General features: G+C 70.6%; 16 protein-coding genes and 1 pseudogene. 9 read left to right on the top strand and 8 right to left on the bottom strand.

Annotated elements, in window-relative coordinates:
• The first annotated feature begins 103 nt into the window (after nucleotides 1–103).
• Both ACQCO7_RS12670 and ACQCO7_RS12665 read left to right on the top strand, forming a co-directional pair.
• Complete coding sequence (locus ACQCO7_RS12670) at nucleotides 104–1,552, top strand: aldehyde dehydrogenase (protein WP_464071916.1); 1,449 nt, start codon at nucleotides 104–106, stop codon at nucleotides 1,550–1,552.
• Between the two features lie 2 nt (nucleotides 1,553–1,554).
• Entirely contained in the window at nucleotides 1,555–1,788 is a 234-nt protein-coding gene (locus tag ACQCO7_RS12665; RefSeq protein ID WP_464071915.1) for a ferredoxin, read from the top strand.
• A gap of 541 nt (nucleotides 1,789–2,329) precedes the next feature.
• Here the strand turns inward: ACQCO7_RS12665 and ACQCO7_RS12660 are convergent.
• Entirely contained in the window at nucleotides 2,330–2,932 is a 603-nt protein-coding gene (locus ACQCO7_RS12660; RefSeq protein WP_464071914.1) for a TetR family transcriptional regulator, read from the bottom strand.
• Nucleotides 2,933–3,119: 187 nt separating this feature from the next.
• Between ACQCO7_RS12660 and ACQCO7_RS12655 the strand changes: the two genes are divergently transcribed.
• Genes ACQCO7_RS12655 through ACQCO7_RS12645 form a run of 3 tightly spaced genes read left to right on the top strand, consistent with a single transcriptional unit; the run spans nucleotide 3,120 to nucleotide 6,456 of the window.
• Nucleotides 3,120–4,664 (top strand): glycosyltransferase family 4 protein, encoded by a 1,545-nt coding sequence (locus ACQCO7_RS12655; RefSeq protein WP_464071913.1) that lies wholly within the window; start codon nucleotides 3,120–3,122, stop codon nucleotides 4,662–4,664.
• On the top strand, nucleotides 4,658–5,392 hold the full coding sequence (locus ACQCO7_RS12650) for a class I SAM-dependent methyltransferase (RefSeq protein WP_464071912.1): 735 nt from the start codon (nucleotides 4,658–4,660) through the stop codon (nucleotides 5,390–5,392). The genes ACQCO7_RS12655 and ACQCO7_RS12650 overlap by 7 nt, the downstream gene beginning before the upstream one ends.
• Entirely contained in the window at nucleotides 5,389–6,456 is a 1,068-nt protein-coding gene (locus ACQCO7_RS12645; RefSeq protein ID WP_464071911.1) for a prenyltransferase/squalene oxidase repeat-containing protein, read from the top strand. Before ACQCO7_RS12650 ends, ACQCO7_RS12645 begins: the two co-directional genes overlap by 4 nt.
• Nucleotides 6,457–6,473: 17 nt before the next feature.
• On the opposite strand, the gene ACQCO7_RS12640 is transcribed toward ACQCO7_RS12645, so the two are convergent.
• A complete protein-coding gene (locus ACQCO7_RS12640; protein ID WP_464071910.1) occupies nucleotides 6,474–6,761 on the bottom strand; it encodes a hypothetical protein in 288 nt (95 codons plus the stop codon).
• Nucleotides 6,762–6,916: 155 nt separating this feature from the next.
• Between ACQCO7_RS12640 and ACQCO7_RS12635 the strand changes: the two genes are divergently transcribed.
• On the top strand, nucleotides 6,917–7,480 hold the full coding sequence (locus ACQCO7_RS12635; RefSeq protein ID WP_464071909.1) for a hypothetical protein: 564 nt from the start codon (nucleotides 6,917–6,919) through the stop codon (nucleotides 7,478–7,480).
• On the opposite strand, the gene ACQCO7_RS12630 is transcribed toward ACQCO7_RS12635, so the two are convergent.
• The 4 genes from ACQCO7_RS12630 to ACQCO7_RS12615 all read right to left on the bottom strand — a co-directional run bounded on the left by ACQCO7_RS12630 (nucleotide 7,477) and on the right by ACQCO7_RS12615 (nucleotide 11,824).
• Nucleotides 7,477–8,487, bottom strand: a complete 1,011-nt coding sequence (locus ACQCO7_RS12630; RefSeq protein ID WP_464071908.1) for an LLM class F420-dependent oxidoreductase — start codon at nucleotides 8,485–8,487, stop codon at nucleotides 7,477–7,479. The genes ACQCO7_RS12635 and ACQCO7_RS12630 overlap by 4 nt on opposite strands.
• A 102-nt stretch (nucleotides 8,488–8,589) precedes the next feature.
• Nucleotides 8,590–9,369, bottom strand: coding sequence for a hypothetical protein (locus ACQCO7_RS12625; RefSeq protein ID WP_464071907.1), 780 nt, complete (start codon nucleotides 9,367–9,369; stop codon nucleotides 8,590–8,592).
• 123 nt (nucleotides 9,370–9,492) lie between these two features.
• Nucleotides 9,493–10,359 carry an N-acetylmuramoyl-L-alanine amidase gene (locus ACQCO7_RS12620; RefSeq protein WP_464071906.1) on the bottom strand — a complete coding sequence of 289 codons (867 nt, stop codon included), beginning with the start codon at nucleotides 10,357–10,359 and terminating at the stop codon, nucleotides 9,493–9,495.
• A 10-nt stretch (nucleotides 10,360–10,369) separates the two neighbouring features.
• Nucleotides 10,370–11,824 (bottom strand): MFS transporter, encoded by a 1,455-nt coding sequence (locus ACQCO7_RS12615; protein ID WP_464071905.1) that lies wholly within the window; start codon nucleotides 11,822–11,824, stop codon nucleotides 10,370–10,372.
• A gap of 266 nt (nucleotides 11,825–12,090) precedes the next feature.
• Between ACQCO7_RS12615 and ACQCO7_RS12610 the strand changes: the two genes are divergently transcribed.
• The 3 genes from ACQCO7_RS12610 (at nucleotide 12,091) to ACQCO7_RS12600 (ending at nucleotide 15,816) form a co-directional block, all read left to right on the top strand.
• The gene (locus ACQCO7_RS12610; protein ID WP_464071904.1) at nucleotides 12,091–13,845 is read left to right on the top strand and encodes an MFS transporter; all 1,755 of its coding nucleotides are present in this window, start codon (nucleotides 12,091–12,093) and stop codon (nucleotides 13,843–13,845) included.
• Nucleotides 13,846–14,352: 507 nt separating this feature from the next.
• Nucleotides 14,353–15,000, top strand: a complete 648-nt coding sequence (locus ACQCO7_RS12605) for a class I SAM-dependent methyltransferase (protein WP_464071903.1) — start codon at nucleotides 14,353–14,355, stop codon at nucleotides 14,998–15,000.
• An 81-nt stretch (nucleotides 15,001–15,081) separates the two neighbouring features.
• On the top strand, nucleotides 15,082–15,816 hold the full coding sequence (locus ACQCO7_RS12600; protein WP_464071902.1) for a class I SAM-dependent methyltransferase: 735 nt from the start codon (nucleotides 15,082–15,084) through the stop codon (nucleotides 15,814–15,816).
• A 171-nt stretch (nucleotides 15,817–15,987) separates the two neighbouring features.
• Here the strand turns inward: ACQCO7_RS12600 and ACQCO7_RS12595 are convergent, their stop codons facing one another.
• Complete coding sequence (locus ACQCO7_RS12595) at nucleotides 15,988–16,620, bottom strand: response regulator transcription factor (RefSeq protein WP_029183607.1); 633 nt, start codon at nucleotides 16,618–16,620, stop codon at nucleotides 15,988–15,990.
• 53 nt (nucleotides 16,621–16,673) lie between these two features.
• Nucleotides 16,674–16,958: pseudogene (locus ACQCO7_RS12590) on the bottom strand (sensor histidine kinase); the annotation flags it as partial.
• Between the last annotated feature and the right edge of the window lie 506 nt (nucleotides 16,959–17,464).

Genomic DNA, 17,464 nt, shown 5'->3' with positions numbered 1-17,464 from the left:
CCGCATGCCGCCGCGCCGTGGCCATTGCTCACTATAACTAGAACTGGTATCAGTTCCTGAAACACCGTCAGAAACCGGTGCCGATACCGAGGGTGTGGTGGCGATGGGCGTCGTGGAGTACGGACAGTTGGTCATCGGCGGGGAGTTGGTCGAGCCGCTCGGGGACGGGGTCATCGAGGTCGTCTCGCCGCATACCGAGGAAGTGATCGGGCGGGTGCCTCACGCGTCCTTCGAGGACGTCGATCGGGCTGTCGGGGTGGCTCGGCGGGCCTTCGACGAAGGGCCTTGGCCTCGGCTGTCGTTGGAGGAGCGGATCGCCGTTGTCACGCGGATCAAGGACGGGGTCGCCGCGCGGCACGAGGAGTTGGCCCGGGTCATCTCCTCCGAGAACGGGTCGCCTTACTCGTGGAGTGTGCTCGGGCAGGCGCTCGCTTCCATGATGGTGTGGGACTCCGCGATCACCGTTGCCCGGGGGTTCGTGTTCGAGGAGCGGCGGGACGGGGTGCTGGGGAAGATCCTGGTGCGGCGTGAGCCCATGGGGGTGGTCGCCGCTGTCATTCCCTGGAACACGCCTCAGTTCGTCGCCGCGTCCAAGTTGGCGCCGGCGCTGTTGAGTGGCTGCTCGGTCGTGCTCAAGCCGTCGCCCGAGGCTCCGCTCGACTCGTACGTGCTCGCCGAGATCTGCCGGGATGCCGGGTTGCCCGAAGGGGTGTTGTCGGTGCTGCCCGCGGATCGGGAGACGGGGGAGTATCTCGTCGGGCATTCCGGGGTCGACAAAGTGGCGTTCACCGGGTCTGTGGCTGCCGGGAAGCGGGTCATGGAGGTTGCCGCTCGGAATGTGACCCGGGTTACTTTGGAATTGGGGGGGAAATCTGCGGCCATTGTGTTGCCCGATGCCGATGTTGATGCCGCGGTCGGGGGGATCGGGCCCGCCGCGTGGATGAACAATGGGCAGGCATGTGTCGCGCAGACTCGGATTCTGTTGCCCCGGGAGCGGTACGACGAGTTTGCCGAGGCGTTTGTTTCCGCCGTCCGTGCGTTGAAAGTCGGCGATCCGCTCGACCCTGCTACCCAGATCGGTCCGCTTGTCGCCCGGCGGCAGCAGGAACGGAGCTTCGAGTACATCCGGATCGGTCAGGAAGAAGGGGCCAAGGTTCTGATCGGGGGCGGGCGTCCTGAGGGGCTCGAACGCGGGTGGTACGTCGCTCCCACGCTTCTCGGCGACGTCGACAACAGTATGCGGGTCGCCCGGGAGGAGATATTCGGGCCGGTGATCTGCCTATTGCCCTACGGTGACGAGGACGAGGCCGTGCGGATCGCCAATGACTCCGAGTACGGGTTGAGCGGGAGCGTGTGGACCGGGGATGTCGAGCGCGGGATCGATATCGCTCGGCGGGTTCGGACCGGGACGTACAACGTGAATACGTTCAGCCTCGACATGCTGGGGCCCTTCGGGGGCTACAAGAACAGTGGCCTGGGGCGGGAGTTCGGTCCCGAAGGCTTCGGGGAATACCTCGAACACAAAATGATCCACCTGCCGGCCGGGGCCTGACCATGGGCGACCGCTGGCGGCTCGACGTGGACCGGTCCCTGTGCATCGGCTCCGCCCAGTGCGTCCACCGGACCCAGGGCTTCTTCCAACTCGACACCGACCGCCAGTCCCGGCCGTCCGAGACGGAGACCGACGCGAACGAGGGGGTCCTGGAGGCGGCGGAGAACTGCCCGGTGGAGGCGATCTCGATCACGCTGGCGGGGAGCGGGGAGGCGGTGTTTCCGCCGGAGGAGTAGGGGGTCTGGGGGGCGGGTGCGGGTCCGTTGTGGCTGGTCGCGCAGTTCCCCGCGCCCCTGGGGGTGGTGCTGTCGTCAGTAGAGTGCGGGTTCGTTGTGGTTTCTCGCGCAGTTCTCCGCGCCCCTTGGTGGTGGGGACTGTCGTCGGTTGGGGGCGGGTTCGTCGTGGTTTCCGTCGGTGCTGATGGGAAGTTGATCGGGGTCATATTGGTGTGTGGGCATCACATCGACGGTGCGACTCTTTATGTGAGTAGCGATGGCACCAGCGATGGCAGGAGAGTGGGGAGGTGGAGTGCTGACCAGCCTCTTGCTCCTGGGCTCGTCACCTGGCCTCTCGAAACCCCTGCCGCCGGGTGGAGTGGAAGCGGGTTGTCCACCCCTCTTTTCGCCGGGGTCACTTACACGCTCTACGGATGGACCGAGGACAATTCTTGGTCGGCGGCGGACGTTTCGTTCAGCCTGCGGGATCGTATTCGGACCGGGGAGGTTCGGTACCAGGGCGAGGATGCCGTAGTGACCACCTCCATGGAGGAGTTCGAAGCTACTGCCTGTCAATAGTCGGCGTGTCGATCAGTTTGCAGACCGTCTCGATGTCGATTTTCACCTGCGCGATGGACGCACGGCCCGAGAGCCAGGTGATCAGGGCCGAGTGCCAGGTGTGTTCGATCACCCGGACTGCTGAGAGCTGCGCGGGAGTCGGGTCGGGCTCTCCCATCGCGTCCAGGATGATCGAGGTCGTCTGGCGGGAGACCTGGTCCACCTCGGGACTTACGCTGCGGTCCGCGAAAGTCAGCGCTCGGACCATCGCGTCGGCCAAATGCGGTTCGCGTTGGAGTGCTCGGAAAGCGCGCATCAGAGTCTCCGCCACGCGCGTACCGGGGGAGTCACCCGTCGGCGGCTTCTTCTTCAACGTGCCGTGCATCTGCGCCAGTTGGTCCTGCATCGTCGCCACCAACAGATGGACCTTCGACGGGAAGTAGCGGTACAGCGTCCCCAGCGCCACCTGGGACGACTCCGCGACCTCCCTCATCTGGACCGCGTCGAAGCCGCCGCGGCTCGCGAGTTGGGCGGTGGTGTGGAGGATCCTGCTGCGGCGGGCCTGCTGGCGTTCCGTGAGGGAGGGGGAGGGTGGTTCCGGGGGCATGGGTACCGTCCGTGGGGCCGGGTGATCGTGCGGTGCGCGGCCGTGGCGTGAATCACCTGATCCACTGCTCACGGGCCCCCTACCTGCCGGTAGATTCAAAGCCTCCCGGACGACCAAGTCTGAAACTTGTTCTAGATTAGCGCCCGGCGTAGTCTCGCCGTCTCGCGCAGGCAGAAGGGGGCCCGGAGTGACCGCTGAGGCCAGTGGGGCCGAACCGGCCACGGACGGTAAGCACCCGCTCGCGATCGCGTTGCTCACGTACAAGGGGAACCCGTTCTGCGGCGGCCAGGGCGTCTATGTACGGCACCTCTCTCGCGAACTCGCCCGCCTGGGCCACCGCGTCGAAGTGATCGGCTCGCAGCCGTACCCCGTGCTCGACGAAGACAAAAACACCGGCGACCGCGTCACCCTCACCGAGCTCCCCAGCCTCGACCTGTACCGCCACCCGGACCCCTTCCGCACCCCCAAACGCGACGAGTACCGCGACTGGATCGACGCGCTGGAGGTCGGCACGATGTGGACCGGCGGCTTCCCGGAGCCGCTGACCTTCTCGCTGCGGGCCCGCCGCCATCTGCGCGAGCGGCGCGGCGAGTTCGACGTCGTGCACGACAACCAGACGCTCGGGTACGGCCTGTTGGGCGACGTCGGCGCGCCGCTGGTCACGACGATCCACCACCCCATCACCGTGGACCGCCAGTTGGAGCTGGACGCGGCGCAGGGCTGGCAGAAGCGGTACTCGGTGCGCCGGTGGTACGGGTTCACGCGGATGCAGAAGCGGGTCGCCCGCCGCCTCCCGTCCGTCCTCACCGTCTCCGGCACGTCCCGCCAGGAGATCGTCGACCACCTCGGCGTCCGCGACGACCGCATCCACGTCGTCCACATCGGCGCCGACACGGACCTGTTCGCGCCGGACGCCTCCGTCCCGGTCGTCCCGGGCCGCATCGTCACGACGTCCAGCGCGGACGTCCCCCTCAAGGGCCTGGTGTACCTCGTCGAGGCGCTCGCGAAGGTCCGTACGGAACACGACGACGCGCATCTCGTCGTCGTGGGCAAGCAGCCCACCGAGGGCCCGGTCGCGCGGGCGATCGAGCGGTACGGCCTCCAGGGCGCCGTCGAGTTCGTGAAGGGCATCTCGGACGAGGAACTGGTCGCCCTGGTCCGCTCGGCGGAGGTCGCCTGCGTGCCGTCCCTGTACGAGGGCTTCTCCCTCCCGGCGGCCGAGGCGATGGCGACCGGCACCCCGCTGGTCGCGACGACGGGCGGCGCGATCCCCGAGGTGGCGGGCCCCGACGGCGAGACGTGCGTGGCGGTACCACCGGGCGACGCGGGAGCGCTGGCCGCCGGTCTGAGCCGACTGCTGGGCGACCCGGAGCTGCGGGCACGCCTGGGCGCGGCCGGCAGAGAGCGCGTCCTGTCCCGCTTCACCTGGGCGAGGGCGGCCGAGGGGACGGTCGAGCGATACCGCGAGGCGATCGAGAGAAGCGGGGGCAGGAGCGGTACGTCCGCGACGCGCCCCGGCGCAGGCGTACGGCCGGCAGGACCCGAGCGCCCCGGAAGCGACGCCACGGCGCAAGCCGGGACAGCTGAGCCGACCGGCGGAGCCCCTCGTACCGCCCCGGACGAGCGCGCGGACGCGCGGGACCCGGCCACCCTCGGCCCCCTGCCCACCGGCCTTCCCTCCCCCCGTTCCACCTCCCCCGAAAGCTCCCCCGAAAGCAGGGCCACGTGCTGACCGTCGACTTCTCCAGGTTCCCGCTCGCCCCGGGGGACCGTGTGCTGGACCTCGGATGTGGAGCCGGACGGCACGCCTTCGAGTGTTACCGGCGGGGAGCGCAGGTCGTCGCGCTGGACCAGAACGGCGAGGAGATCCGCGAGGTCGCCAAGTGGTTCGCGGCGATGAAGGAGGCCGGGGAGGCGCCGGAGGGGGCCACCGCGACCGCCATGGAGGGGGACGCGCTCGCGCTGCCGTTCCCGGACGAGTCCTTCGACGTCGTCATCATCTCCGAGGTCATGGAGCACATCCCGGACGACAAGGGCGTACTCGCCGAGATGGTACGGGTGTTGAGGCCCGGCGGCCGGATCGCGATCACCGTCCCCCGGTACGGCCCGGAGAAGGTGTGCTGGACGCTGTCCGACGCCTACCACGAGGTCGAGGGCGGCCACATCCGCATCTACAAGGCCGACGAACTCCTCGCCAAGATCCGCGAGGCCGGTCTCAAGCCGTACGGCACGCACCACGCGCACGCCCTGCACTCCCCGTACTGGTGGCTGAAGTGCGCGTTCGGCGTGGACAACGACCAGGTGCTCCCGGTGAAGGCGTACCACAAGCTGCTGGTGTGGGACATCATGAAGAAACCGCTGGCCACCCGGGTCGCCGAACAGGCCCTGAACCCGCTGATCGGCAAGAGCTTCGTGGCGTACGCGACCAAGCCCCACCTCCCCCGGCTGGACGCCAAGTGACCACTCCCCGGACAGAACACCTCGTCCTGCCCGGGGTCCTCACCGCCGAGCAGGCCGTGGCGACCGTGCGCGGCATCCTCGGCGCGCAGCGCGAGGACGGCGCGATCCCGTGGTTCCGGGGCCACCACCTCGACCCGTGGGACCACACCGAGGCCGCGATGGCGCTGGACGCGGCCGGTGAGCACGAGGCGGCGGAGCGCGCGTACCTGTGGCTCGCGCGCCACCAGACCGAGGACGGCTCCTGGTACGCCGCGTACGCCGACGGCGCGTACGACGACGTCACCGACCGGGCCCGCGAGTCCAACTTCGTCGCGTACGTCGCCGTAGGCGTCTGGCACCACTACCTCGCCACCGGCGACGACACGTTCCTGGACCGGATGTGGCCCGTCGTGTACGCGGCTGTGGAGTGGGTGCTGCGGCTCCAGCAGCCGGGCGGCGAGATCGGCTGGCGCCGCGAGGACGACGGGACGCCGACCAACGACGCGCTGCTGACCGGGAGTTCGTCGGTCCACCACGCGCTGCGGTGCGCGCTGGCCATCGCCGAGCAGCGTGAAGAGCCGCAGCCCGACTGGGAGTTGGCGGTCGGCGCACTGCGGCACGCGATCCGGCGCCACCCGGAGCGGTTCCTCGACAAGGGCCGCTACTCCATGGACTGGTACTACCCGGTGCTGGGCGGCGCGTTGACCGGCCAGGAGGCCAAGTCCCGGGTGGAGGAGGGCTGGGAGCGGTTCGTCGTACCCGGCTTCGGGGTGCGCTGCGTCGTGCCGAACCCCTGGGTCACCGGCGGCGAGTCCGCCGAACTCGCCCTGACGCTCTGGGCGATGGGCGAGTCGGACCGGGCGCTGGAGATCCTCCAGTCGATCCAGCACCTGCGGGACGCGGAGAGCGGGCTGTACTGGACGGGGTACGTCTTCGCCGACGACGCCGTCTGGCCACGGGAGTTGACGACGTGGACGGCGGGCTCGCTGCTGCTCGCGGTCGCGGCGCTCGGCGGCCACGAGGCGACGTGCGCGGTGTTCGGCGGGGAGCAGTTGCCGGTGGGGCTGGACCCCGACTGCTGTTAGCTGACTGCTGTTAGCTCCTAATGGCGCCGTCCGAGGTTCGCGACGGCGTGCCCCAGCACCAGGTACACGACCGCCGCGAGCCCGTACCCGGCGACGACCCGCGCCCACCGGTCGTCGAACGTGAACAGGTCGCGGGACCAGCCCGCCAGCCAGTTCGCCGCGTCGTGCACGAACTGCACGAACTTGTTCGCGTGGTTCGCGTCGAGGAGATCCAGCGCGATCCACAGGGCCAGCACGAGGGCGAGGATGTCGGCGACTCCCGCGACCAGCGACCCGACGCCGCTGCCCTTGCGATCTGAAGACATGCGGTACGGGTATCCCGTCGCCCGGCGATGAAACCTGACGCGTCTGACCTGCGTGTATCACCCGGTGTGAGCCTCCCCGGGTGGCGGACCAGCGTCCGCCGGGTGAGGCTGGCCGGGACAGTTCGGGGGGAAGTCCACACATCCCGGAGGACCCCGTGGCCGTACCGATACGGCGCCTTCTCATGGCGCTCAGCGTGTGTTGTGCCCTGCTGGTGGGCGGGACCGCGTGTTCGAGCAGCGGGAAGAGCGCCGCACAGGACACCGTGGCCGCCGCTGTCGCCGCCGGTGACCCGAGCCCCACACCGACCGTCGAGCGGCAGCGGCTCGCCAAGACGCGGTTCGTGGCGAACGCGGGGCTCGCGGCCGGGGCGACCTATCAGTGGATCGTGAAGCCCTGGAAGGCCGGAAAGTTCAAGAAGGGCACGAAGGGGCGGACGTTCGCCCTGGTCAAGGCCGGTCTCGCCGGGACCTTCGCGTACAACCGGCTCAAGGCGGCCAGCCGCAACGCGCAGGGCGACCCGCTGCTGTCGAAGGCGATGGCGCCGCTCACGTCGGGCATCGACGCGCTGAAGGACCTGCCGTCCAAGCTCCGCAAGGGCGATGACTCGGCGGCCGGTTCCTTCGACGACATCATCGGCAAGGTGAAGGACGCCGGGAAGAGCGCCGGCGCCGAGGTGCAGGACAAGGTGCCGTCGGCCGGTCAACTCGCGGGCGGCTAAAGGGAGTTGTTGATCTCCGCCAGAACTCGCAGGCTCTCCGGGTCCGGTGACATGGCCAGCAGGTCCGTCACCGGGCCCTTGCGCCACGACTCCAGCCGCTCGGCGATGCGTTGACGCGGTCCGACGAGCGAGATCTCGTCCGCGAAGGCGTCGGGCACGGCCGCGATGGCCTCCTCGCGACGCCCCGACAGGAACAACCCCTGGATTTCGCGGGCCTGTTCCTCGTACCCCATCCTCGCCATGAGATCGGCGTGGAAGTTCCGGGTCGCCGCCCCCATGCCGCCGATGTAGAAGCCGAGCATCGCCTTCACGGGGGCGAGCCCCTCGGCGACGTCCGCGCAGACCCGGACCTGGGCCATCGGCGCGACCGTGAACCCCTCGGGCACGGTGACGTCCCCGTACGCGTCCGGCCGGTCCGGCGACCAGTACAACGGGAGCCAGCCGTCGGCGATTTCGAGGGTCTGGGCGACGTTCTTGGGCCCTTCCGCCCCCAGAAGTACGGGGAGTCGGGCCCGCAGCGGGTGGGTGATCGACTTCAGCGGCTTGCCTAGCCCCGTCGCGTCCGGGCCTCGGTACGGGAGGGGGTGGTAGGCGCCGTCGAGTTCCACCGGTCCCTCGCGGTGCAGGACTTGGCGCACGACGTCGACGTACTCGCGGGTCGCGGTGAGCGGTGACTTCGGGAACGGGCGGCCGTACCAGCCCTCGACGACCTGCGGGCCGGAGAGGCCGAGACCCAGCATCGCGCGGCCACCCGAGAGGTGGTCCAGGGTGAGGGCGTGCATCGCCGTCGTCGTGGGGGAGCGGGCCGCCATCTGCGCGACGGCCGTACCCAGCCGGATCGTCGACGTGTGGGCGGCGAGCCAGGCGAGCGGGGTGAACGCGTCCGAGCCCCACGACTCCGCCGTCCACACCGAGTCGTAGCCGAGCCGCTCCGCCTCCTGGACCAGGGGGAGATGGCCGGGGTCGGGGCCGCGACCCCAGTAGCCGAGCGCGAGACCTAGCCGCATGGCGTCTCCTGACGATCCGTCAAGTAGCGGGAGCCGTGCGACTGTACGGCAACGGCCCTCCACCCGGAAGGGTGAAGGGCCGTGTGCCTGAAGGGTGTTCGGTCAGCCGCGCTGGATGCCCGAGCTGTCGCGCAGGACGCCGCGGCGGCCGTCCTGAGTCTGCGCGATGAGCCCCAGAGTGTTCTGCTCGACCGCCAAGTACCAGGTACCCGGAGCGAGTTCGGCGATCGGGTTGGGCGCGCCGTCCTCCGCGAACAGCGGCCGGGGCACCGGCACCGCGAACCAGAACGGCGAGAACTCCGGCGCGGGCTGCGCCGCCGGAGCCGGGGCGGGCTGGCCGGCGCCGAACGGCGGCTGACCACCGAACGCCGGGGGCTGCTGCTGGGCGCCCGGGTAGCCGTAACCGGCGGGCGGCTGCGGCTGGGCGCCGTACGGCTGCGGGGCCGGGGGCTTCGGCGCCGGGATCAGGCCCGCCTGGAGCGCGGGCACCAGCGGGGTCGCGATCGCCCCGCCCGCCATCACCAGCGTCGCCACGAGCAGCAGGATCAGGCCCGTGCCCGCGTCGAAGGTGTCCCGCGAGCCCTCGAAGTTGTTCATGGCGCTCACCGGGTCGAGCACGTTGCCCAGCGCGCTCCATGCCGCGAACACCGTGAACGCCACACCGAACTGGCGCAGGTCGAGACCCGCGACCTTCGGCACCTGCGGCAGCACGCGCGAGACGACGACCAGCGCGGCACCGATCAGACCGGCCAGTACCACGCCCATCAGGATCGGACCGCTAGCCCAGGAGCTCGGGAATGCGAAGCCGTCCGGGGCCTGATCGGCCGAGTAGACGTCGAGGAACGACGCGATGAACAGCAATACCGCTGCTCCGATCACCACGCCGTCGCCTCTAGTGAGGGAGCGGATATTCACTTCAGGTCCTTCGTCGGTCAGCTGTCGTCAAGTAGGGACGACACTATCGTCCGTGCGATCGGCCTGTCCGCCCGGAGAGGTTCGGTGACGCTACCCGCGCAGGAAACTCACGATTCCCTCAGAGATCCCTTGCGCGGCCTTCTGCCGCCACGCGCCGCTCGTGAGCAGGGCCGCGTCCTTCGGGTCCCGCATGTTGCCGCACTCGATGAACACCTTCGGGACCGTCGACAGGTTGAGGCCGCCGAGGTCGGTACGGGTGACCAACCCGGTGCCGGAGCCCACGTAGTTGGACGGCGCGCTGCCCGTCGTACGACGGAAACTGTTCGCCACGAGTTCGCCGAGGCGTTTCGAGGGGGCGACGATCGGGCGGGTGCCGGCCGCGCCCTCGTGGACCGCGCCGGGGAGGATCACGTGGAAGCCGCGGTTGCCGGTGCCCGAGCCGTCCGCGTGGACCGAGACGACCGCGTCCGCCTTCGCCGCGTTGCCGATCCGCGCGCGCTCGTCGACGCAGGGGCCGAAGGGGCGGTCGGCGTCCTGGGTGAGCTTCACCTTCGCGCCCTCGGACTCCAGGAGCGTGCGCATCCGGTGAGCCACGTCCAGGGTGAACTGGGCCTCCGCGTAACCCGAGTTGGTCGAGGTGCCGGTGGTGTCGCACTCCTTCTTGTTCGTGCCGATGTCCACCGGGCGGTTGATCTCGGAGGTGTGCCGGTAGTTGGTGGGGTTGTGGCCGGGGTCGATGACGATCGTCCTGCCGCTCAGCGGCTTGACCGGAGCCGGGGCTTTTGCGTCGCGGCTCGTCTGCGAGGGGCTCGCGGACATCGGCGCCGCCGTCGCCTTCGCCGTACCGCCCCCGCCCGTACCGCTGTACGCGAACCACCCGGCCGCCACCACCGGCACCAGCACCGCCGGCACCACGACCAGCGGACGGCGGAAGGGGGAGCGCTCTGTGTACGACACGCCGGCCAGCCTAGGCCCTGTCCCCGCCTCCGCGCGGCAGCCATGCCCACATCAGGATCGCGCCCGCGAGCAGGACGGCCGTGCTCGTGCGGAAGACCAGGGCGTAGCCGTCGGTCAGGGCGGTGGCGGTGGTGTGGCCGTCCGTGCGGGTCGCCGCGATCGTGGCCATGACCGCGAGGCCGAGGGAGCCGCCGATCGTGCGGGAGGTGTTGATCAGGCCGGAGACGATGCCCGAGTCGCCGGGCGCCGCGCCCGAAGTGGCCAGGGAGGCCAGGGGAGTTGTCGCCAGGCCCGCGCCGAGCATCATGAGGATGCCGGGCAGGACGATCGCGGTCAGCAGCTCGCCGTCCGCGCTCATCGTCGACTGCCAGGCGAACCCGGTCGCCGCGATCAGCGCCCCGAGGACCGCCGTCGCGCGCGGGGACGTCGTACGCATCAGGCGCGGCGCCAGCTTCGAGCCGACGATCACCGCGATCGAGCTGGGCATCGTCGCGAGGCCCGCCTCCAGCGGGGTGTAGCCGAGGACGTTCTGTGCGTACAGCGTCATGAAGAACCACATGCAGAACGTCGCCGAGCCGTTGATGAACATCGCCACGTTCGCCGACGCGACCTGCCGCCGCCGCAGCAGCCCGAGCGGCATCAGCGGGGACCTCGCCCGCGCCTCGACCGCCAGGAACGCCGCGATCAGTACGGCGCCGACGGCCAGCGGCAGCAGCGCCGCCGCCGACGTCCACCCCTCCGACTCGATGCGCGAGATCCCGAACGCCAGCGTCGCCAGCCCGGCCGTCACCAGCAGCGCGCCGGGGACGTCGAGCCGCTTCCTGGTCTCCGCACGCGTCTCCGGCAGCCAGCGCAGCGCGCCCGCGAGGACCAGCGCGCCGACGGGGACGTTGATCAGCAGCACCCAGCGCCACGACAGCGTGTCCACCAGGACCCCGCCGACCAGGCCACCCGCCGAGCCGCCGCCCGCGCCGACCGCCGTCCACGTCGCTATCGCCCGCGCCCGCGCGGGGCCCTCCGGGACGGCCGCCGTCAGCAGCGTCAGCGTCGACGGCGCGAGGATCGCCGCGCCGAGGCCCTGCGCCGCGCGGGCCAGCAGCAGCTCCCAGTCCGACTGCGCGAGGCCACCGGTCAGCGAGGCCAGCGTGAACAGGGCGAGGCCGACCAGGAACGTGCGCTTCCTGCCGTACAGGTCGCCCGCCCGGCCGCCCAGCAGGAGGAAACCGGCGAACGTGATCGCGTACGCGTTCACCACCCATTGCAGGCCCGGCGCGCTCAGGCCCAGGTCGGCGCGCATCGACGGGAGGGCGACGTTCACCACCGAGATGTCCAGCACGACCAGGAACTGTCCGGCGCAGGCGAGCGCGACGATCAGCCAGGCGGGCGGGCGGCGCTTCGGCGGGGTCGGGGCGGGGGCGGCGACGGGGGCCTTGGTGGGCTCGGGAGCGGAGGGCATGGTGGTCATGGTCGCAAGCGGTTTCTGGTCCGTACATCGGGTTTCGGGAGCAATGCGGCTCGGGCGGAGGGCCTACGACTTTGTGCGGGGGCGCGGGGCCGTGGTTCGGTGAGGTCCACGCGGTGCAGCGGAGGCTTTCCTCCGGTTTCCCAAGAAATGGTCAAGGATCATCGGGGCGCCGCGGTTGACGGAATAGTTGCCTGTGCATACGTCGTTCTGGCTGCACGTACCCCTTTCCTTACCTGGCCCCTACACGGCCTTGGAGGCCCCAGCCCATGTCGCAATCGCCGACCGACCGGACCACCCGCGAAGCGAGCGGTGCCGTCGTGCCGGTCCTCGCCTTCGCGGGCATCGTCGTCGCGGTCATGCAGACCCTGCTCGTCCCCGTGATCAAGGACCTGCCGCAACTGCTGAGCACCGCGCCCTCCAACGCGACCTGGGTGCTCACCTCCACCCTCCTGTCCGGCGCCGTCGCCACGCCGATCATGGGGCGCCTCGGTGACCTCATCGGCAAGCGGCGGATGCTCATCGCGAGCCTGTCCGTCATGGTCGTCGGCTCGCTGGTCAGCGCCGTCACCAGCGATCTGCTGATGATGATCGTCGGACGGACTCTCCAGGGGTTCGCCATGGGCGCGATCCCGCTGGGCATCGGGCTCATGCGGGACATGCTGCCCCGCGAGAAGCTCGGCTCCGCCATGGCGCTGATGAGCTCCTCCATCGGCGTCGGGGGCGGGCTCGCGCTGCCTGCCGCCGCGCTCGTCGCCCAGCACGCCGACTGGCACGCCCTCTTCTACGGCTCCGCCGGGCTCGGTGTGCTCTCGATCGTCCTGACGCTGCTCGTCGTGCCCGAGTCGCCGATGCGGGCCGAGGGGTCGTTCGACCTGCCCGGTGCGCTGGGGCTTTCCGCCGGGCTCGTGCTGCTGCTTCTGCCCATCACCAAGGGGAGCGACTGGGGGTGGGCTTCCGGTACGACCCTCGGGCTGTTCGGCGCCGCCGTCGCCGTCCTCGTGCTGTGGGGGCTGTACGAGCTGCGCGTCTCCGCTCCGCTGGTCGACCTGCGCACCACCGCCCGGCGTGAGGTCCTGCTCACCAACCTCGCGTCCATCATGGTCGGCGTCAGCTTCTACGTCGTCTCGCTCGTCCTGCCCCAGCTTCTCCAGCTGCCCACCGCCACCGGGTACGGGCTCGGGCAGTCCATGGTCGTCGCCGGTCTGCTCGTCGCTCCGCTCGGGCTGACCATGATGTTCACCGCGCCCGTGTACGCGCGGATCTCCGCCAAGTACGGGCCCAAGGTCACGCTCATCCTCGGGCTGCTGATCATCGCGATCGGGTACGGGGCCGGGCTCGGGCTCATGAGCGCGGCCTGGCAGAGCGCCGTCATCGCCGTGGTGCTGGGGGCCGGGATCGGACTCGCCTACTCCTCGCTGCCCGCGCTGATCGTCGGAGCCGTTCCCGCGTCCGAGACCGGGGCCGCGAACGGGCTCAACACGCTCATGCGGTCCATCGGGACGTCCGTGTCCAGCGCCGTCATCGGGATGGTCCTCGCGAACACCGCGAACCATGTGGGGGGCGTCGCGATTCCTACGATGCACGGGTTCCGGGTCTCCTTCCTCATCGCCGCCGCCGCTGTCGCCGTGGGGCTGGTGTTCGCACTGTTCCTGCCGGGGCGGGCGAAGGCTGGTGTGCAGGGGGGTCAGCTGCGGGCCAGCAGTGAGGAGGAGGTGAACCTCGCTCTTGCGGAGGAGGCTCCGCGGGGGTTCCGGGGGCGTGTGGTCTCCGCTTCCGGCGAGCCTGTTGCCCGGGCCAAGGTCACGCTCATCGACCGGCGGGGGCGGCAGGCCGGGTCGGCCGTGTCCGGTGAGGACGGGCGGTACTCGGTGGCCGTGCCTGGTTCGGGGGCCTATGTGCTGGCCGCGAAGGCTGTGGGCCATGGGCCGTTGGCTTCGCCGGCCAACCACGCGGGTGAGGACACGGTGGATCTGGACCTCGCGTTGCCTGCGGGCGAAGGGGTTGTCTCCTCCGTTCAGTAGGAGGTGGGTGGGGGCTGTGTGACGGGCTGCGGGTTGTGCGTGACTGGTCGCGCCCACGCGGCGGAGCCGCAGAACGGACACAGCCCCGCACCTGTACGGTCCTCGGCTGTACGACCCTCCCGAGGGCGTCGTCCGGCCTGTGGCCGCCGCCGGTGAGTGCTTCTCCGGCGGGGCTGTGATCTCGTGGGCCGGGGTCGGGTCCCGCCTCGTGGTGTGAGCGGGCCTTGCCCGACGGGTTCCGGCAAGCCGCGCGTCGGCCGCCCGATGGCGTACGGCTCCCGAGTCGCGCAGTGGCTGACCTGCCGTCGGCGCCATGCGCGGCCCGGAACCGTGCCGATGCGACCTGTGGATTCCGGCGCCTTGATCCCCCGCACCACCTGGCGGGACGCCACCGTGGCCGGCGCTTCGCGGTGGCGTGGTGGTTCGGAGCGGGCCCCCTTTTCGTGTGGCTGCGGGGGTACGACAGCATGGGGGCCCGCATTGCCGTGCCTTCGGAAGGAAGACTCCATGGACGCCCTCGCCACTCGGCCCGAGCCGGAGATTCTGGCTGCCTTTCTGGGGGCCAAGGGGTTCATGCCCGAGGACGAGGGGCTGGCCTTGTACTCGGTTGCCGTGGAGGCGGGGGGCTTGGGGTTGCCGTTGCTTGAGGTGGGGACGTACTGCGGGCGGTCCACCGTGTTGCTTGCCGGTGCCGCTCGGCGGAGCGGCGTTGTCGCGCTCACCGTCGATCACCATCGGGGGAGCGAGGAGCAGCAGCCCGGGTGGGAGTACCACGACCCCGAGACCGTCGACCCCGAACTCGGCCTCATGGACACCCTCCCCACCTTCCGCCGCACCCTCCACCGGGCCGGCCTTGAGGACCACGTCGTCGCCCTCGTCGGCCGCTCCCCGCAGATCGCGAACCTGTGGAACTCCCCCCTCGGCCTCGTCTTCATCGACGGCGGCCACACCGACGAGCACGCCACCGCCGACTACGAGGGCTGGTCCCCCCACGTCGCCCAGGGCGGCCTCCTCGTCATCCACGACGTCTTCCCCGACCCCGAGGACGAGTTCACCGGCCAGGCCCCGTACCGGATCTACCTCCGCGCCCTGCGCTCGCGAGTCTTCGAGGAACTCGGCGTACAGGGGTCCCTGAGGGTCTTGCGGAAACGGTGAACTCCTCTTGCCCGCAAGGGTAGTTGGCCCCCTTTGTTCCAGCTCGGCCCGGTAAAATGATCTAGTGGGGAAGGAGCCCGGATGGACCGGAACATACGTACCGTCGACGACGTCCTCGACCTGCTGGACACCCTCTTCGCCCCCGGGGCCGACCGGTGGACCGGCCAGGCCGGCGACTGGTGGGACGACTTCTACGCGGACCGCTCCCGCCCCGTCCCCTTCTTCGTCGACAAGCCCGACGAAAACCTCGCCGCCCTCCTCGAACAGCGTGTCCTCACCGGCGGCCGAGCCCTCGAACTCGGCTGCGGCCCTGGCCGCAACGCCCGCCACCTCGCCGCCCACGGCTATCAGGTCGACGCCGTCGACATCTCCCCGGCCGCGATCACCTGGGCCGAGGAGCGGGCCCGCGAGGCCGGCGCGGACGTCCGGTTCCACCTCGGCGACGCCTTCAAGCTCGTCGGCACCGAACTGACGGGCCCCTACGACCTCGTCTACGACTCCGGCTGCTTGCATCACCTGCCTCCTCACCGCCGTATCAGCTACCTGCGTCTCCTGGACCGGGCACTCGCACCCGGCGGGTACTTCGGACTCACCTGCTTCGCCGCCGGCGCGATGGGCTCGGAACTCTCCGACGCCGACTTCTACCGGGAGGGCGCCCTCCAAGGCGGCCTCGCCTACACCGACGACTCCTTGCGCGGGATCTTCGGAGAGTTGACCGAGGTCACGCTCCGGAGGATGCGGGAGGAGGGGGAGGGGTCCCCGTACTTCGGCAAGGACTTTCTGTTGACGGCGTTGTTCCGCAAGGCGGTTCAGTGAGCGGTTCGGCCGGCCGTTTCCGGCGGGCGGGCAACTCTTCCTGAGGCGGGGTCCTTGAGACCGAGGAACTCCTCGGAGGGCGGGAGTCCTCGTCCGGTCGAGGAGTTCCTCGGAGCGTGTAGCCCGCGTGGCCTGAGAGTTACTCGGAGCGTGGGGAGCCGCCCCCCGCCACTACAGCCACCCTTGCTGCCGTGCCTCCCTCAGCGCCTCCGTGCGGTTGCGGGTGCCCGTCTTTCCGATCGCCGCCGAGAGGTAGTTGCGGACCGTCGACTCCGACAGCCGCAGCCTCTCGGCGATGTCCGCCACCGTCGCCCCGTCCGCCGACGCCTCCAGCACCCCGCGCTCACGGGTCGTCAGCGGGTTCGGGCCGGACGCGAGGGCTGCCGCCGCCAGCGCCGGGTCCACCACCGTCTCCCCGGTCAGCACCCTCCTGATCGACTGCGCCAGCTCCTCCACCGGACCGTCCTTCACCAGGAACCCCGCCGCCCCCGCGTCCATCGCCCGCCGCAGGTACCCCGGCCTGCCGAACGTCGTCAGGATCAGCACCCGGCAGTCCGGCACCTCGTCCCGCAGCTCCGCCGCCGCGTCCAGCCCGCTCTTGCCCGGCAGCTCGATGTCCAGGAGGGCCACATCGGGACGGCACATCAGCGCCGTGTCCACGATCACGTCCCCGGCACCGATCTGCGCCACCACCTCGATGTCCGGCTCCATCCCCAGCAGCAGCGCCAGCGCGCCCCGCATCATCCCCTGGTCCTCCGCGAGAAGGACCCGGATGGACCTCGCGGGACGGTGGCTGCTCGGCATCTCGCTCGCTGCCGGGTCCATCGGGGAGTACGGCGAGTTCAGGGGGCTGCTGGTCACGGGGACAGCCTAGGGCCGGGGCCCGAGGAGGGCGCGGTGTGACGGGGGTCCGGGGCGGGGCGCACGGTGTACACGCCCGGCGCACAAGGTTCGGGGTGCCAGCCGTCCACGCTTCCGGCACCGTGCACGGGGTCCCTCCGGGGGGTGCCGTCGTAATCCTCGGCTTCCGCCGGCAACTCCGCGGTCACCGTGAATCCACCCCGCGCCCCCGGCCCGGCTTCCAGGGTTCCGCCGACTGCGGCGAGGCGTTCACGGAGCCCGATGAGACCGGTGCCGCGCGCGGGGGTGTCGGGGGGTGAGGTGTCTTGGGCGGGGGTGTCGATGAGGGGCGAGGGGGTTGGGGCGGGGGGTTCGGTGGTGGCCGGGGTGCCGGTTGTCGGGGAATCTGTGTCGGCGGTGACCAAGGTGCCGTCCGCTGCGGAAGCTGTGCCAGCGCTGGTCGGGGAACTGATGCTGACAGCGGCTGAGGTGCCGGTCGCTGGGGAACCTGTGCTGGTGCCGGTAGGGGTGCCAGTTGTTGAGGAGTCCGCGCCAGCGGTGGCTGAGCCGCCGGTCGCCGGAGACCCCGTGTCGGCGCTGGCCGAAGTGCCGTCCGCTGCGGAAGCCGCGCCAGCGTCGGCCGGGGTGCTGGTCGTCAGGGAACCCGTACTGGAGTTGTCAGCGGCGCTCGGCGTCCCAGTCGCCGAGGCGGCTGTGCCGGGCGCTCCGGCGCTGGTCGAGCCGTCCGGGTCGAGGGCGTCGAGATCCTGGTCCAGGGCCTCGGTGACCGGCGCGCTCATACCCGGGC

Source organism: Streptomyces saintjeani (assembly GCF_055409605.1).
This window is presented reverse-complemented; position numbering and strand designations above follow the sequence as displayed.

Coding starts and splice junctions, on each gene's coding strand:
- ACQCO7_RS12665 (WP_464071915.1), top strand. CDS start 1,555: ATGGGCGACCGCTGGCGGCTCGACGTGGACCGGTCCCTGTGCATCGGC.
- ACQCO7_RS12630 (WP_464071908.1), bottom strand. CDS start 8,487: ATGCGGCTAGGTCTCGCGCTCGGCTACTGGGGTCGCGGCCCCGACCCC.
- ACQCO7_RS12615 (WP_464071905.1), bottom strand. CDS start 11,824: ATGACCACCATGCCCTCCGCTCCCGAGCCCACCAAGGCCCCCGTCGCC.
- ACQCO7_RS12595 (WP_029183607.1), bottom strand. CDS start 16,620: ATGCCGAGCAGCCACCGTCCCGCGAGGTCCATCCGGGTCCTTCTCGCG.
- ACQCO7_RS12660 (WP_464071914.1), bottom strand. CDS start 2,932: ATGCCCCCGGAACCACCCTCCCCCTCCCTCACGGAACGCCAGCAGGCC.
- ACQCO7_RS12600 (WP_464071902.1), top strand. CDS start 15,082: ATGGACCGGAACATACGTACCGTCGACGACGTCCTCGACCTGCTGGAC.
- ACQCO7_RS12605 (WP_464071903.1), top strand. CDS start 14,353: ATGGACGCCCTCGCCACTCGGCCCGAGCCGGAGATTCTGGCTGCCTTT.
- ACQCO7_RS12640 (WP_464071910.1), bottom strand. CDS start 6,761: ATGTCTTCAGATCGCAAGGGCAGCGGCGTCGGGTCGCTGGTCGCGGGA.
- ACQCO7_RS12670 (WP_464071916.1), top strand. CDS start 104: ATGGGCGTCGTGGAGTACGGACAGTTGGTCATCGGCGGGGAGTTGGTC.
- ACQCO7_RS12610 (WP_464071904.1), top strand. CDS start 12,091: ATGTCGCAATCGCCGACCGACCGGACCACCCGCGAAGCGAGCGGTGCC.